The sequence below is a fragment of the Desulforhopalus singaporensis genome, assembly GCF_900104445.1.
Lineage (GTDB): Bacteria > Desulfobacterota > Desulfobulbia > Desulfobulbales > Desulfocapsaceae > Desulforhopalus_A > Desulforhopalus_A singaporensis.
The window spans coordinates 1-15,755 of the sequence record NZ_FNJI01000051.1; the positions used below are offsets into that span (position 1 = coordinate 1).

Below are 15,755 nucleotides of genomic sequence, written 5' to 3' on the forward strand. Positions count from 1 at the left end.
GTGAACTTCAACGGTCCCCTGCAGGACGGATTTATGCTTGTCCGCCTCAATAACCAGGGTGCCTTCCCTGGAGATCTGTTCGTCAAGAATCGTCACACCCTCCTGCAACTGGACAACCTGGTCCCGGTACGACTGCAGGACCTGTTTTTCGTTTTCAGAGAGACCGATCCGGCTCTGTTTTTCCAGCAGTTCGCCTATCCTGCCCTGGTAATCGGCAATTTGAGATTCTAAAGCGGCGATCCCCGCCTTGTCTTTTTCCAGCCACGCCTGCAGTTCCTGGGCGTCCATTAGGGCAAACTCAAGAAAAGAGAGGCGGCCGCCGGCAACAGCCTCCCAACCCTGAAGCGAGGTGACGATATTGCCCATAATGCCAGCGAACTCCCGAGCCTCATCCTTCAGACCGATAATGAGATCCGTCGCAATATTAACGGCTGAAGCGAAAGCGGGAGCAAATTCGGCGGCGATCTCATTCTTGGCACCGGTAAAGGCGGCGGTCATTTCATGGGTGGCCTTCTTAGCATCGAGCAGGGCCTGATGGTCGACCTCGGACAGGGCAACACCAAACTCCTTGGCCCGACCCGCCTGTTCTTTCAATGCCGCGCCATTGTCCTTGAGCAGGGGTGTTAAAAGAGCTGCATCATTTGCAATCGCCTCCAGATAAAAAACCTGCTCTTCAGCAGAAACATTGGCCTTATCCATCGCGTCCTGGACGGCGATCAGCACATCCGGGCCCGAGAGTTTCTGCAGCTCCTGGGCGGTAAGACCAACTTTGGGAGCCACATTCTCAAAGAAATCGGCAAATTCACCGCCGCCGGTCGCGATGAAATCACCGAGCTTATCCTGAACATCCTTGGAGATATCGGCAAGCTTCTCACCACTGACCCCAACGCTTTCCGTGGCATAGGCATAGGCGGTGAAATCCTGAGTATTCATCTTGGCCAAACGGCTCAGGTTTTCCATCTCCTTTGCCTGGTTGCTGGCCTGGGCAACCAGGGTGAACATCCCGGCAGTAAGCGCTGTAATACCTGCAGCCACACCTGCAAAGGTGAATTTGGCCATCTTTGAAAAAGACTCTATCGTGCGCCCGGAGCTATCCTTCACATCCTTGAGGGAATCATCCATCTTCTTGATGGATTTCTCCCCTTTGGATCCTGCTTTCTCCGCAGTGCGGCCGAGTTCCCTGATCTTGACAGATCCGCGGTCATCGACTTTTATCGCTATGTTCAGAGTCGCTTCATTCATCCGAAATTGTCATCAATGGACATACAGGTTTTGATTCGAGCAGCTCACGGATCCTGCCAAGGTCCATCCATTCATCCAGGGACAGATCATCCGCTTCAAACGGATAGCCCGCCTTCTGCAGCATCCTTATCCTGAGAAGTTTGATCGTGTACGGATGCAGATCCTCGCCGCGCTTTTTCGGGCAGTTGGCGCAGGCCCAACTGAGATCACCATCATTTTCCTCAAGACACTTCGCCTGCTCATCCTCATCACACAGACCCCGCCGCAGGTGTTCGAGGTCTGTTTTGATTACTTTTCCAGATCCTCTTCCTTATCCTCCTCAAGGTCCTCTTCACTCCGCCCCGGGTAACAGGATGCTTCGAAAACCCGATAGCCAAGGATCATGAGCACATCACTGCAGTGCTCCTCCATCCAGTCTTTCCAATCCTCGTAATAGTCAGGAGAATTCTTATCTGTGGAAATCGGCTGATATTCACCGTCGCCGACAGTCCGCTCAAAATCACCGTCACGCAAACCGGTCATGATTTTTTTACCGAACAGCACCCGGTTGGCGATTGAGTTATCCTTAAACTTCTTGCCCTCACGGACAGTTCGCTTATTGAGATACTGCTGCCGCTCCTTGGTGGTCGGGGTACGGTAGAATACCCCCAGGGTAGAGTCGGAAAGATTGTCCTGCAGGACCAGCAGATTCTGTTCAGTTGATTCACGTCGAGCCATTATGTTCAAACCTCTTTTGAATTGGTTTTAATGTTGTGTTGAACGTCTTTTTTACTGGGCATACCCAGCCCACATATTCTTCACCTTGACGATCACCGAACCGTAGGTCGCGTCCTCCATGACAATGAAATCCCCGGCTTCAGTAAGCTTCTTATCGGAGACGGAAATCGGCGAGGTGAGCAGGCCTACCTTCGGATAGATGATCTCGACCTGGTAATTGTGACCGGTATCGAATTCCTCGCCGACACACTTGATATAGACTCCAAAGGTGTCGTTTGCGTTGATATGCTGCTGGAAGATGTAATCCCGGAATCTGCGGTCGACCTTCAGCTTTTGGAGCCGGCCGCCGCGTTCATGCATCGAACCATAGGAACCACCACCCCCGGGAACAAAAGACACCGTCGAATTATTGGAGAGCTCGCAGGTGATCTGTCTCAGTTCAGCCCCCATCGGTCGGCCGCCCTCAAAGGCAGTGCCGTTCCAGGTACCGCCGAAATTAAAACTCATCTCGGCAACGCGAAGATTGCTTTCCTTTACTCTCGCCGGAAAAGTAAACTCCGCCCCTTCCGTTGGAACGTAAAGAACCTTGTAGGTCACAACAGTAATGTCACCGCCTGGATCGGTAATAGTGATCTCAGCAGGAGTAGCAGAAGAGACTGCGGTAAAATCAACCTCGGTCCAGACCCCGGCCGCAAGTTCCACCTTTATCCTATGCACGGAATCAAGGCGTTCTGCCGCGGTCGACCCTTCCACCCCGTTGGCGGCCAGAGTCAGGGTGGTGGTGTTGCCGGCAGCGTCCACCTCCTCTTCAATAACGTTTTGAGTATGTTTGCCGGTACCTTTGAAATTTCCACTTATCTTGACCCATTGATCGGCGGCAAACGTTGCCGTAACCTGGTCGACGAACACCGAGGCAAGACGTCTTTTCAGAATCGTATCGCCAAGCTTTGACAGCAGGGTAAAAGAGGGCAAATCCCTCGCCTGATCCACACCCCGGGCAATAGGGGTAATGGTATGCTCATATCCGGCGCCGGCTGCCGCTGTTGCAACATTGCCGAGACCAAAGCCGAACAGGTAGGCAAAATGCTGGGGCTGCGCATGGGTATGATTCAGGGTACCCTCAGCTGTATATCCGTTATCGTAGACTTCATCCGGTTCTTCCTTGCCGTTGGCCTCATCCCGGTTATCCTCCCGCCGTGGAGAGAGGTTGATAATATCGGAGGCCTCCGACAGGATGGAAAGATCAACACTGTTCAAAACGTTGATCGCGCTCTCCGAGTTGGTAGCGGAGATCGCTGTCAGATTGTGGGTGGCGCTTGAACTTCTCATGATTTATTCTCCGCTTTAGCAGTGGCCTTCCTGACCGGTTCAAATTTTTTCCTTTCCCGGGGCGGGATCTGCTCGGGTGCATATTCCTGGCCGTGACGATAGACGTGGCCCTTGAACGGTCCGTCGACAACTTCAAAGGCCGGATAGTTTGGTTTGAGTTTTTTCATGTTAATTTCCCTATGTTGGATTGTTTTCGACTTCCCGGACATAACGGAACTCGACAATCTTCCTCTGAAGGGTAAGAGTTTTGGCGCCCATCAGTTCACTACCCCTTTCCCTGATGCAGTAACCATCCTGCATTCCTGACAGGGAAAGCATATTGTCGTTGAGAATCGAGCAGACCAGTTTTGCAAGCTCGAGAACTCCCGGGTCCGGATCCACACCAACAACCGAAGAACCTGGCTGATCAAGGATCTGCACCCAAACTGCAATAAGCACATGCATGGTTTTCTCGTCCGTGTCCCCAGCAAGACGCACGATATCAATCGGTCCGTCTTTTATGCAGATCGCGGGCGTATTTGAGGATGACGGAAGATAGGACTCCCATGGGACAATCGATATATTCCCCTCCGGAACAACGGACTGTTTCGACTTGAGCTCACTTTCAATTGCAAGGAGGAGTTCTTTCATATCGCATGCCAGCCGACTTTGTTCCGGGAGGTGTTATCTTCCTCATAACTGCGCACTCTCGATCTTGCCCGTTCTGTCCAGGAATCGGCTGTTTTCCTCCATGTATCCGAAGCCGGCTGATCGCTGTCGACCGCCCCCTGTTCATAAAGCTTCTGCAGGATCGGCTGCAGGTATGCCATGCATATGCAGCACTCTGCCTCAATACAGCTCTCCTTTTTTTCACTGTCGCTGGTGGACTCATACACTCCGATCCAGGACTTGAGTTCTCGGGCAGCTGAATCAAGGTGAGGCTGAATAACCGTGTCATCCAGCTTTTCGGACGCGGGGAGACTGCCCAGCGCCCGTGCATCTGCGATCGTTGCAAGTGACAAGGGTTACTCCTTCTCTTCGGAGTCCTCTTCCGGCTCTGCAGCAATAGGAACGACACAGGCATCTTTTGAGCAGAGACGTTTATACTCTTCCTTTGAGATTGTCATTTCACTGCCGGCCTTATGCCATTCGCCCTTAATTTTGACAGGCTTTGTCAGAATAGCTTTCATGGATCACCTCCTTAAACGATGACATCTGCATAAACAATTGCTTCAGGCTGCCAGGGAACCGGCAGAGGCCGGGATTCAGCAAGCATAAAGAGAACTGAAGGGTCTTTTTCCAGCCATGACTTGGAAAAGTATTCCCCCTGGATTGCGGCGCCGGCATCAAGGTCGAGGATTAAGGCGAATTCAACAGAGAATCGTGCCTGGGTAGAGATCAGCACAAACTTGTTTGCATCGAGGAAGTTCTGATCAGCTCCGGCAAGGTCCTGATACTCCATACCGTAACGATACAAATCGATACCGTTGAGGTTGCCGATATAGTCGTTTGAAGCTTTCCAGGTGAAGGTTCCGGCGTTGGTACGGCGGTTATCCAGAAGTTCCCTGACTTCAGCGTTATCCCGAAGCGCCTTAACAACAGCTGAACCACAGAGGGCGATATCGGGCGCAAGACCGGTTGCATTGCGGATAAGGGTCGCCCAGGTATCGATATCATCCATGATATTTCCACCGGACTCATTCCATCCCGAACCTGAGCCCAGAACCGGCTTATGAGCAGAAGGCATCTGGAAATCGATGGAAAAGTTGTATCCGTCGTTGGAAACCGAATAGGATCCCTGGAGGGCCTGTGCACACATGAACTCAATCGTGGTATCGACCCTGTTCTTGAGATCGGCGAGCTCCTGGCCGATCTTGCGATTACGCTCGGCGGTCACATCACCGCCGTTTGCGTAAACTATTTTCCCGGGCCCACGTTGAGTGAGCAGCTCCGTAGCGGTAAAAGGCTTTTTAGGACGAAGTCGCGGCGCCTTTACAGAACGCATCTCTCCGGTCAGCTTCTCAATAATGGTACCAGCCGCATCGTTTCGTACAAAAGGCAGAATCTTACGCCCGCCTTTAATGATATCGACATCTATGGTTTCAGTCGGATTGGTGTTCCTGGTCCTGAAGACCATATCCTGCAGCAACCTCGGAGTTTTAGGCAGCTGATTGATTGCGGCGGTCATTGAACGCCATTTAAAAGCGTCGATGGTGATAGTCACTGTCTACCTCCTTACTTTACAAAGATGCCGGCCGCATAAAGATCAGCAAGGCCGCTGGTTTTGTCGTTTGCCTCGTCATCCCAGGAAAGGCCGCCGTCCTGAAACTCGCCGTGGACATAGGCGATGGTGTTCTCATCACCATCAGAGGCATCGGTATCGGCAGCGAGGATGGCAACTGCAGTTTCACACCCGTCTGTCAGATCGGCGTCATAGCCAGCGTACTTTCCGGATGCGGTTATCTTTCCAAGAACATGGCCGCGGGAGAGGTTTTCCCCAGAAACGAGAACAATCGGAATCTCAACTGGCGGATGGGCCCCCAACAGATTTTCAGTGGTCGGAGTCTGGATAGACATTCCAAGATCCATATTTTACACCTCCCCTTTGTATGCCTTGACTATTTCCGCACCAAGTGCCTGATAGTCGGTTTTGTCGTCCAGCTCGCCTTCCCCCTGGCCTGAACCGGGAGTCTGTTTCTCGATCGCTTCAAGGCGGGCCTCGATCGGTCCAACGATTTCCTTTGTTGCCGCGACAACCGTCGTAACCAGGTCTTCCTTCCGGATAGGCTTAGCCATCTTCTCGATAGCCTCGGTGACAGCCGCTGTTGCGATCTCTTTTACTTGTTTTTCGTCCATATCCTGTTCCTCTCGTTTGATAAGACGTTTTAGTTTTGCCAGCAGGCCATCCACAGTAAGGACAGAGTTAAAATCATCCGTCTTGGCGATTTTATCGGCATATCCGCCGATGGATAACCCGCCGATGTCGCCTTTCCTGACAGCCGACCAGAGTTCATCGTCCTCAATCTTGATCGCCACCGCCCAGGCACCTTCTTTCTCATCAGGGAATACCGGGTCGCCGGCTTTGACAATCCAGCTCTCCGCAACAAAGGCGCCTTCCTCAGCTTCAAAGGAATGGTCTTTGTCAATGTTGCCGACCCGGGCAGCTTTCATAAAGTCATGAGCTGCCTTTTCGATCTCGCCGGCGTTTGTATGATCACCCTGGGTATCAACCTCATCAGGGGAATAGACAATGCCGTAAACAAGGCGCTTTTCTTCATCGGTTTTGGCGATCTGAATTTCCCGCTCTTGCCTGGGATCTCCTTCAGCAGACTTCCAGATTACCGACTTACGATTGGCGCCCTTGTGTACCAGTGAGATGAATTCGACTTTGATGTTTTTCAGAAACACACTGTTTCCTCCTGATCTTGAAAAAAGGTTTTCTTCACTTCAATCAGGATCAGGATATGGAAGGGGATGGAGAAAATCACGCTGTCCTTACTCAGATACCATATATGAGTAAAAACCTGTGGATGGAGACCAGAATCAGAGCAACACTGTCCTCAAGATTACTTCAAAAAGATGGAGCTCCATAATGGGTGCAAAAATTATTTACTCAGCAAAAATCACAAAAGAGTCAGCGCAAAAAGAACAAAATACCGGGGATGAGATCCAACATCCCTGGGACGAATCAAAAGGCGATCTGCTGGTCTATTACAACTCAATGCCGGCGCTTAATGCTCACCATGCGCGGAGTATCTCTGTAAAAGCTTCATGCACCGTTAACCTTGGGTTAAACGTGATCGAAGGAAACGAAACAGCGGTCATGGACCGGCTCAGTAACGTAAACGAGGATGGGGAGAGTTTCCTGGAGGTGATCAATAAAGTTGCCCTGGACTTTGAGACTACTGCCAATAGCTATCTGGAATGCGTGAAAGGCCGGGGAGGAAGAATTGAAGAGATCTACTTCTGCCCGGCTATCAAAACCTACAGGAGGCCCAGAGGCAGTAAAACGGCGTTTTTATATCGAGGAGATGCGGAACCTGTCGAGTATCATAGGTTTGATCCAAATCACCTTGAGGATCACAGCCTGATCCGCTTTGCCCAGGCCACCCAGGCAAACCGGCACTATGGTCTGCCGGACTGGCGCGGGATCGTCCCTGAAATTGAACTCGATTACTACTCGAATCTCTATGCGCAGGGATTCTTTTTAAACTCAGGGATCCCCGATCTGGCCATAGTTGTAGAAGGAGGCGAGTTCGATGAAGATACCGAGAAGAAAGTGGTGGAATTTGTCCAGCAGAACTTTAAAGGAGCGAGCAATGCCCACCGGACCCTGTACCTGCCGATCAATGCCGACGGTGTGCAGGTGAAGTTTGAAAAGCTTGCTCCGGAGAATGCCTGGGCATATCCGATTGAGAAAATGCGCGACAGCTCCCGGGACAGAATCCTTTCAGCTCACGGCGTACCTCCCCGCCTTGCCGGCGTTGTTACTGCCGGCCAGCTTGGAGGCGGTGGCGAAGTGGAAGGCCAGCTTTCTATCTTCCAGGAGATCACTATCGCCCCCAGGCAAAGGTTGTTTGAAACCAAGATCAACCAGCTGCTGAGCGCCATGGGAATCATGGCTACCATCGCCTTTGAAACCATCAACACCTCTTCCCACGAGAAAGACTCCGAGAAGTATTCTAAGCTCTATGATTCCGGAATTATAACCCTCGACGAAGCCCGAGAAGCTGTTGGTTATGGTCCTGCTGTCGAGACCCCACCGACCAAAGAGGTCGAGAAGAACGATAATATTGTTTTATTACGAAAACTGGAACAGGTCAGGCGGGCATTATGAGCAAAGATGTATTTGATATCGACAAAATCGCCCTCAGTATTGCGGAAAAAATCAGGGACAAAGGCACCAAACAGGGCCGTATTCCCTTCCTAACCGGCGATTTAAGAAAATCTATCCAAACAGAAAGCCTTGGACTCGGCCAGGCCTCAGTAGGTTCGAATCTGAGCTATGCCCGGGCAGTACATGACGGCCGGCCGGCTATGACCATCAAACCGAAAAAAGGGAAATACCTGAAATTCAATGTTGGCGGGCAAGATATCTTTGTAAAAGAGGTTCACCAGCCGGCCAGAAAGGGTAAACCTTTTCTTTTTGAAGCAATCGCCGAGATGGAGAATGAAGGTTATGATTTTCTGGACCCTATTCTGGAAGGTCAAGGGACTGAATTTTTGAAGAAAAGTTTTAAAAAAAGAATCAAGTTGAATTGGGGTGTAGATTGAAAAATGTAGAAATTAAGATCCAATCTATCAGATACCCTTTTAAAAGAGATACAGGAATAAGCTCTACTCTCAAATTGAATTTTTGATGTTAGGTATTTGGAGAATCGTAACTTTATAGATGCAGGAATAGTATCACACCCTCCATGAACTATTGGGCATATCAATGCCTCCATAAATCTTTACTAGAAAGCATCCTGTCGACTAAATACTTTGGATAGAGAGTCTTTATTAGATCTTCTAAAAAAACCGCTAAAATAAAGGATGTAACCATCTTGTTAGCTTTCTTGGTCAACAGGGTCAGCTTCTAAATAATTGATAGTATTGGTGAATTTTTTTACAATATCTGGTGTGATGGGAGCGAGTTCACAAAAGCTTTGTTTGATATCTGTAAGTTGAGTTTTATCGTCAATCGACCTCCAGTCGACTGAAAAAGTTTCGAGCTTTACGTTGTTCTTTATTGGTGGACAATTTTTAATCCATTTGGCATCCGGCCCTTGTTTATAAACAAAGCTCGCTGTTGGTGACATGAAAACACCAATCCAATCACCTGCTTCATGCCAAGAAGCTGCCTCGTCAATTGCCTTACCTGCGAATATACTGTTGTTATTACTCAGGATGACTTCGCCAAAACTGGTAGCTCCTCTGATCGGAATGCCTTTCATGATAGAGTCAGGGATTGCGTGTTGACATAGTAGACCGTGAAGATCGAGAATGGGTGTCGCATTCTCGTGTGATGCTTCGGTGAAAATAAGGATAGTATCAGATATGATCAATACCTTGGTGTCTGGTGAGCTAATTCCATCTTTATGACTTTTTAGACCTCGACTATGTTGTGTAGCCTGCTTTCGGATAGATTTGACTAGTTTTTCGAGGTCATGGATTGCGTTTTGTTTTCTTTGCCAAATTCCTTTCCAGCCCAAAACATCAAGAAATGAGACTACCCCAATTGAAGATGTTGTGGTAATTGGAGGTTGTTTTGAAGATGTTGTGGTAATTGGAGGTTGTTTTGCCAAATTAATCATTTGAAGCTCTCCCAAATACCCTTAGGAGAATTTTTTTCACATAAGCTTACCCATTCTCCTAAGGCATCCAGGTTATCTTGTACCTCTTTGTTAGTTAAACCTCTTTCGGCAGCTTGGTCCCAAAGCCACTCAAAGTAACCTGGTAGCTCTTCAGGATAATTGATACTGTCATGATTAAGATTTTCGTAGAGGAAGGGGGTACCATCTTTGTCGCAATTGCCTGACATATGAACAGAGGCGTGGCTAAAATGCCATCCAGTTGCAATTCTTTTCATTTTGTAAGTATCAGTATGGCCCCATCTTCTAGAAAATACGGTGAAAGTGAATTCTTGATCAATTGTGATATCTTCTGGATCATCGTTTGCACTGGGGTCATCAATGAAAGCAAGTAGGTCTTCAATCGGATGTATATGGTTGTAGAACTCAGGCTCTTCAGGAGAGCAACCTCTGTTTTTGATCATGTAGTCGTGGTGCTTTGGGTTAACTAGGTGGTGTAGCTCGATTGCTTTGGCCACCATTGTTTCCCATTTCTCTGCATGCTCTGGTTTATTGATGTTCCATTCGGCAGACAATAAGAGCTCTTTAATTTCAGATACTAAAGTGCTGACAGTGTCTTTAAGTGGGGTTATTTTATCCATTGTTTGCTCTCAAAGGTAACTTCTAGTGCAACTTTTTCATTTAAGTGTACAGTTTCGGCAGGCAAGGCAGCGTATTTCTCAGATAAGAACAGTTTTAATTGCAGTTGTAAATAGAACTCTTCAAAAGGTTCAAAATCCAGTTGGTATAACCTATTTACAGATCAGAATTAAACGGCCAGCAATGGTTAGCTTTTCCAAGATTAATCTCTTCAAATCAACAGATTGGTCAGGTTAACCCTATTCCTGTGCACCTTCTGAATCACCTCGAAACAAGAAATACTTATTTGTCAGATAGGCATCCCCCACCTTCACAGGAAACACCAAAAGTTGAAATGCTAAGGCTTTTCTAGGGGATATGGGCTGCCAATCTTAATCTATCTGGACTGATAACAGGGTAGAATCAGTCAGGGCATTTGATGCAACGTCCGTGCTTTTCTCCGACCCAATTCTTGGTTTGGCCGTACGTCGCCATTTTGACTCCTCGAATTTATGTACCTAATGCTTCATCAAGACCACATCCTTGGGGCCATCTTCCGTTAGATGCCAACATTTGTAACAAGAATCGCATAACCCTGTGCATATGAAATGCACATCCGGGATCTTGGTCTCGGACCCGTCCTGCATCCATGCTTTAGGTAGATCCTGAGTGTCCGGAATAGTCTCTCCCGTCCACATTGAAATGACAATATTCAGGTTACTAGGCATATTTCCGAACTCAAGATCATAACGTTTGGTAAACGCAAGAAACGAAGTTCCGGGAAAGCTTCTAGCAACCGACTTCATGCGCTTAAAATAATCTTGGTCTCGGATATCACCGCTTACGTGCTGCCTGAAATATCTAGGTGATTTCCAGTTTAGATACGCCTCGATGTCCGAGAAGTATTTGTCTCTATCCGATATAAGAAGGTCAAAGTTATGATTCCACGCTTGGCGAACATTGGGATACATCCGATAAGACTTTAACGCGTAGCACTCTTCGGAACAGGGGACATCAGGAGCACAGACCGTGACCGGAGGAAGGCTGACAGCCGGTATCCTGCCCATTTTCTTATTCCCTGGGCTGATCTTTATCGAAAGATTATTCGGTTTTCGGACTCTCTTCATTTACTCAAAAACTTGCTGCCGATTATCGTTCGGTCTCCAATATCAGGGAATGAAATGATGTATCTGTCGTGGCTTGCGATATTTGACGATTCCTTCGCCGAAGGTGTCTTGCCTCACGCGATCGCCGACCGAGTAATGCCTGCGTCTGACAGCGGAAGGGGCGGGTAGAGGAGCTTTAGGTTGAGGTATTGTAGAGGACTCAACGGGGGCGTCAACCTTCCCGACAACTTTTTGCTTTCGGGGCGATTAATCTCTTTAGCTCTTCAACCGTAAAGACAGGTTTCCTCCGGTGGATCATCGCATGGCAATTGGGGCAAACCGGTACAAGATCATTAATGGGGTCGAGGAAATACTCCTCGCCGATTTCTGAAAGTGGAACTTTATGATGAACGTGTATAAACCCGTCTCCGATTTGACCGTATATTTTAGAAAAATCAAATTCGCAGATCTGGCATTTAGCTCCGTGAACTTTGATACATTCCTGTCTCGCGTTCTTATCACGTTCATAACTGTTGACCGTGATAGTTTTGACGGCACCCTCCTTTGATTGATGCGTTTTTTCCACCTCGCTCGGATCATATTGTTCGGTGAAGCTGAAGCTATCCCCCAGACGCGATGACACAAGCAGTTTTAATCCAGGATTGCTAGCTATTGAGAGATCTGAGATGGATCCTTGGGCGGGGATCCTGCAGTCGTGTTGGTCCATTTCGTTGAAAGAGATGGCTTTATCTGACAAATAGAGAATGTCCTCAGCCAACCGTTGATTTCCCTTAGCTATCTTGGCTCTAATCGTTTCATTCTCTATTTTCGAGGTAAGCCCAAACCAGAAAAGCTCTTTGAAATTAATGAGATAAGGCCATTGATTTTGGGTGGATTGTATTTCACCTATCCACTCTAGTGTGTCTTTCTTGTTTGTGGATCCTACTACTCCAAGTCCAATTATGCCTTTGCTGATTTTTGGCTTAGGGTAGAGGTATACGGTATCGGTCGAGTGGAATAAGCAAATGTCGTTCTCTTTTAACTTCCGCCATTTATCGTGATGTTTCTTTTCTAGCCCCCAGAATCCAGTGTGGAAGGTGGTCAGCCAATGTTCTGGCGGGCCCGTAAGTTTCTTTAAGATGCTTGTGTCGAAAAGATCAATGAGTGTTTGATGCATATCAAAACTCCGTATACTTTTTCGCCGTACCTTTTGAGAGTTCAACCGGGTATTTCTCTTCGTTTCTGCGCAGCTTCTTCCAAAGCGCATCGTTCAGGTCTATCGACAATAGATCTGATATTCTGACAATATACTGCAGTATATCAGCAAGTTCGTTCGCTACTTTCTTTTTGGTCTCGGTGTCATCTTTCAGCCATGATTGGTCTTCGGATAGCCATTGGAACAATTCGCTTAGCTCCCCAGCTTCGCCCGATAAAGCCATCACAAGATTCTTCGGTGAATGGAATTGTTGCCAGTCTCTGGCGGCTGCGAAATTTCTGAGAAAGGTCTCAATGTCGTTCAGGTTTAATGTTTTGTTGGGCATGGTTATGATCCAATAAATGGTGGCGTAATTATATTGATATTTACCCATCCTATTCGTAATGTCCAGCGATAAGGCAATAGGATAGTACCTACCATCGGAAGTCTATGCAACTATCATTGGAAAAACGAGAAATGAGTTTAGAAAGTGATACTCCAAATTTCTTGGACAAACGCAAGGCGTTATTTAGGTGTCCACTGGCAATTTTAATGTATTTAGGAAGTAGCATGGTGATGCTTCCTGTAAATCTTGGGAGATGAGGATCTCAGCGAGCCTGTTCAATAAAATCATAACCTTTCACTACTGCGTGTCAAATGGAGTCTGGATTTCATAAATGGACCTCATATCCACATCCTCAGAATTCAGCAACAGTGATAGTCCGGCACCGAGCATGATAAGGAGGCAGCCCAATTTTTCCCCTTTTAATCTGCCGTTTGATCCCCTTTGAACTAGCCAAAGAGCGCTCAGCCTGAGCGTCAGAAATCCACGGCCATGACGCCTTGATTTTCTCCTTATCCTTTGTTTCACAGGCAGCCAGATACTTATCCATCTGCCGATTCAGATAGGTGACTTCAATTACCTGATCGTGCATACGCCGGCACACTTCAGTGGTTTTCTCGTCAAGATGAGCTTTTATGCGAACAGTCTTGATACCAGCCTGCTCATACCCGGAAACTCGACCAATCTCCCGGGTTTTGGTTGCGGTATGATCCGCCAACAGGTTCCAATAATGGTCCGGCTTGGTCCCAAGTTCCCGAAAATGAACCTTCATAAGTTCGGCTAGATCTTTTCTGTTGTATCCACCTTCAAAAAAGTCCTGAAGGGTAGCCTTGAATCCTTCCGAAAGATTGTCATCATAGTAGCTGCCGATCCAAAACATGAGGTTTGTATCAAGGACCTTCAGGGTCTTTTGATCAGCCAGGTTCCAAACGATTTTAACTCCGGTACCTTTGGCTGCTTCGCCGGCACCGATCGAAAACAAGGCCTCCTGTATATCGATGAGCTGAGCACGTTTAGCCTCATCCAGGGGCATTTTCAGACCATCTGAAACATTTTCTTCAATAAACAGCAACTCATCCCGGGTAACCGGACCGGTCATTGACTGAAGCAGCCTCAGGGTCCTGATAAGAAGATCCTTAATGGATTTCTTCCACGCATTGGACAAGATCGTTTTCAGATCTTCGATCAAAGTTTCCAGGGAAAGCTGCTTTCGCCGTTTCAGGATTTCAGCTTCGATCTGAACCGCGGTTTCCAGGTAGCTATCTGATAGTTGCAGCACTGTCTTTCCCTCTCGGTTTAATGGTGTCACGATCCATTTCCTCGACAGTTTTAAACCCGACATTGCATTTTGGGCAAATACGGGTTCTCTGGACATGACTGTCGTATTTTTCCGTCCACCAGACCTTTGTCTTTCCGTTACAATTTGGACAATTCATCTCTTCTCTCTCTATCTGTTGCTTATTACTTTTGCCCCGCCAATTATCCGCCCTGTTTTCTGTCCCAGATAATCCAGCGCCTGGGAGGTTGTGTCTACCTGATCTGCATATGCTGCATTGGGGAAATGCGTATGCTCATCGATGAAATCTGCAAGCCAAGGTGCATCCTCGGGGAGGAATACATTGCCTGCCTCAACAATCGGGGAAACAAGGGATGCCCTGACAACCTTGTCGCCGTCGGTGACTGTTACCGCCTTGATTGGAATTCTGGTCCCGCGCTTTATCTCCTGGACCAGCGATTGACCGCTTGCTTTATCTTCGACGAGAACGACCCTGGAACGCCACTTGTTGTAGAGATTTTTGACCGCCCGTTTTAGATCCGGATACTCTACTTTTTCCCGCCAGAGATCGAGCAGGTAATACCCGCTGTTGGTGATCCCCCACGTCTCACAACAGGAATACGCATTTTTCGGCCCTGTCTTGTAACCTGTATCCCACGACTGGAGAATCCACGACACCTTGGGACTCGTTTTGTAATACTGCCACCACTCGAGCTTGAATATTCCGCCCTCTGCCGGCGCCGGTCGTTGCTGCAGCTGCCCGGCCGCGGCATAGGTACCCAGAACAGTTTTGAGCTTTTCTATTGCCGGCCGGTCAAACCGCTTTGGAAAGAGCAGCTCCTTGTCTTCAGTCCTGGGATCCTTAAAGCCTATGGAGGTGTGATATCGTTTCTTCTCGTACTCAGCAGGAATGCAAAGGTGCTCATAGCCTCCCTGTTCTAAAACGTGGCCGGAGAGATCGTTTTGGTGCACCCGCTGCATGATGATCACCTTTGATCCGGTTTTAGGGTCATTTAAGCGGGTAGACATGACCTGATCCCACCATTCGACAGTTGCCTCCCTGATCGTATCGCTCAGCGCTTCTTTGACGTTGTGCGGGTCGTCCACAACAACAAAGTCTCCGCCCTCCCCTGTCGCGGATCCGCCGACTGACGTTGAAATTCTGTGTCCTGTTTTATCGTTTTCGAATTTGATCTTTGCGTTCTGGTCTCCGGACAACTGGAATCTGTCGCCCCAGTTTTCCTGGTACCAGGGAGACTGAATTACCCGGCGACATTTCAGACTGTCCCGGGTACTGAGTGACTGCGCATAGCTGGCAAAAATCCATCGTTTTTCCGGTTTGGTTATCCATACCCATGCCGGCCAGCAGACGGACACTGCAATGGATTTTAGATGCCGCGGCGGAATGTTTATGACCAGGTCCTGAAGCTGGCCGTTGGTGACCGCCTCAAGATGCTCACAAATAGCGTCTATATGCCAGTTGTGGATATAGGGCGTACCTGGTTCGATCACTTTCCAGGCTTGCCGGATAAAGTGTGAGAGAGAGCGTTCTGCGAGCTCCTTGTTGATGAAGAACAAGTCAGGCAGGGTCGTCACCAGTCGCTTTCTCCATGAGTGCCTGAAAAGTTTCCAGCTCCTCGATACTGAGCTTTGAAAG

The 15,755-nt window shown here is 48.3% G+C and carries 19 protein-coding genes and 1 pseudogene; 2 read left to right on the forward strand and 18 right to left on the reverse strand.

Annotated elements, in window-relative coordinates:
• The 11 genes and pseudogenes from BLQ17_RS20215 to BLQ17_RS20250 all read right to left on the reverse strand — a co-directional run.
• A pseudogene (locus tag BLQ17_RS20215) lies at positions 1-1,242 on the reverse strand (hypothetical protein); the annotation flags it as partial.
• On the reverse strand, positions 1,235-1,366 hold the full coding sequence (locus tag BLQ17_RS23465) for a hypothetical protein (protein WP_281180568.1): 132 nt from the start codon (positions 1,364-1,366) through the stop codon (positions 1,235-1,237). The gene BLQ17_RS23465 and the pseudogene BLQ17_RS20215, both read right to left, overlap by 8 nt.
• Positions 1,367-1,530: 164 nt before the next feature.
• Positions 1,531-1,959, reverse strand: coding sequence for a hypothetical protein (locus BLQ17_RS20220; protein ID WP_092225955.1), 429 nt, complete (start codon positions 1,957-1,959; stop codon positions 1,531-1,533).
• A gap of 51 nt (positions 1,960-2,010) precedes the next feature.
• Positions 2,011-3,288: a hypothetical protein gene (locus BLQ17_RS20225; protein WP_092225956.1), complete on the reverse strand. Its 1,278-nt coding sequence runs from the start codon at positions 3,286-3,288 to the stop codon at positions 2,011-2,013.
• Positions 3,285-3,455, reverse strand: a complete 171-nt coding sequence (locus BLQ17_RS22760; RefSeq protein WP_176761350.1) for a hypothetical protein — start codon at positions 3,453-3,455, stop codon at positions 3,285-3,287. The genes BLQ17_RS20225 and BLQ17_RS22760 overlap by 4 nt, the downstream gene beginning before the upstream one ends.
• A gap of 10 nt (positions 3,456-3,465) precedes the next feature.
• Positions 3,466-3,918, reverse strand: a complete 453-nt coding sequence (locus BLQ17_RS20230; RefSeq protein WP_092225957.1) for a hypothetical protein — start codon at positions 3,916-3,918, stop codon at positions 3,466-3,468.
• Positions 3,915-4,289, reverse strand: a complete 375-nt coding sequence (locus BLQ17_RS20235) for a hypothetical protein (RefSeq protein WP_092225958.1) — start codon at positions 4,287-4,289, stop codon at positions 3,915-3,917. The genes BLQ17_RS20230 and BLQ17_RS20235 overlap by 4 nt, the downstream gene beginning before the upstream one ends.
• 3 nt (positions 4,290-4,292) lie before the next feature.
• Positions 4,293-4,457 carry a DUF7210 family protein gene (locus tag BLQ17_RS22765; RefSeq protein ID WP_176761351.1) on the reverse strand — a complete coding sequence of 55 codons (165 nt, stop codon included), beginning with the start codon at positions 4,455-4,457 and terminating at the stop codon, positions 4,293-4,295.
• A gap of 11 nt (positions 4,458-4,468) precedes the next feature.
• The gene (locus BLQ17_RS20240) at positions 4,469-5,491 is read right to left on the reverse strand and encodes a major capsid protein (protein WP_245695249.1); all 1,023 of its coding nucleotides are present in this window, start codon (positions 5,489-5,491) and stop codon (positions 4,469-4,471) included.
• 11 nt (positions 5,492-5,502) lie between these two features.
• Positions 5,503-5,856, reverse strand: a complete 354-nt coding sequence (locus tag BLQ17_RS20245) for a head decoration protein (protein WP_092225918.1) — start codon at positions 5,854-5,856, stop codon at positions 5,503-5,505.
• Positions 5,857-5,859: 3 nt separating this feature from the next.
• Positions 5,860-6,675 (reverse strand): XkdF-like putative serine protease domain-containing protein, encoded by an 816-nt coding sequence (locus BLQ17_RS20250; protein WP_092225959.1) that lies wholly within the window; start codon positions 6,673-6,675, stop codon positions 5,860-5,862.
• A gap of 184 nt (positions 6,676-6,859) precedes the next feature.
• On the opposite strand from BLQ17_RS20250, the gene BLQ17_RS20255 reads away from it, so the two are divergent.
• Complete coding sequence (locus BLQ17_RS20255; protein ID WP_092225960.1) at positions 6,860-8,104, forward strand: phage portal protein; 1,245 nt, start codon at positions 6,860-6,862, stop codon at positions 8,102-8,104.
• Positions 8,101-8,541 (forward strand): phage virion morphogenesis protein, encoded by a 441-nt coding sequence (locus BLQ17_RS20260; protein ID WP_092225961.1) that lies wholly within the window; start codon positions 8,101-8,103, stop codon positions 8,539-8,541. Before BLQ17_RS20255 ends, BLQ17_RS20260 begins: the two co-directional genes overlap by 4 nt.
• A gap of 275 nt (positions 8,542-8,816) precedes the next feature.
• Here the strand turns inward: BLQ17_RS20260 and BLQ17_RS20265 are convergent, their stop codons facing one another.
• From BLQ17_RS20265 to terL, 7 genes are all read right to left on the reverse strand, one after another.
• Positions 8,817-9,563 (reverse strand): hypothetical protein, encoded by a 747-nt coding sequence (locus tag BLQ17_RS20265; protein ID WP_092225962.1) that lies wholly within the window; start codon positions 9,561-9,563, stop codon positions 8,817-8,819.
• Complete coding sequence (locus tag BLQ17_RS20270; RefSeq protein ID WP_092225963.1) at positions 9,560-10,201, reverse strand: hypothetical protein; 642 nt, start codon at positions 10,199-10,201, stop codon at positions 9,560-9,562. Before BLQ17_RS20270 ends, BLQ17_RS20265 begins: the two co-directional genes overlap by 4 nt.
• Before the next feature lie 495 nt (positions 10,202-10,696).
• A complete protein-coding gene (locus BLQ17_RS23765; RefSeq protein ID WP_092225964.1) occupies positions 10,697-11,305 on the reverse strand; it encodes a GP88 family protein in 609 nt (202 codons plus the stop codon).
• A gap of 211 nt (positions 11,306-11,516) precedes the next feature.
• Complete coding sequence (locus BLQ17_RS23770; protein ID WP_218121865.1) at positions 11,517-12,461, reverse strand: HNH endonuclease; 945 nt, start codon at positions 12,459-12,461, stop codon at positions 11,517-11,519.
• 1 nt (position 12,462) lies between these two features.
• On the reverse strand, positions 12,463-12,873 hold the full coding sequence (locus tag BLQ17_RS20285) for a nucleotide pyrophosphohydrolase (RefSeq protein WP_245695254.1): 411 nt from the start codon (positions 12,871-12,873) through the stop codon (positions 12,463-12,465).
• Between the two features lie 304 nt (positions 12,874-13,177).
• On the reverse strand, positions 13,178-14,131 hold the full coding sequence (locus BLQ17_RS20290) for a hypothetical protein (RefSeq protein ID WP_143005579.1): 954 nt from the start codon (positions 14,129-14,131) through the stop codon (positions 13,178-13,180).
• 138 nt (positions 14,132-14,269) lie between these two features.
• Positions 14,270-15,755, reverse strand: a 1,486-nt coding sequence (gene terL / locus BLQ17_RS20295) for a phage terminase large subunit (protein WP_143005580.1), incomplete at its 5' end; no start/stop codon positions are given.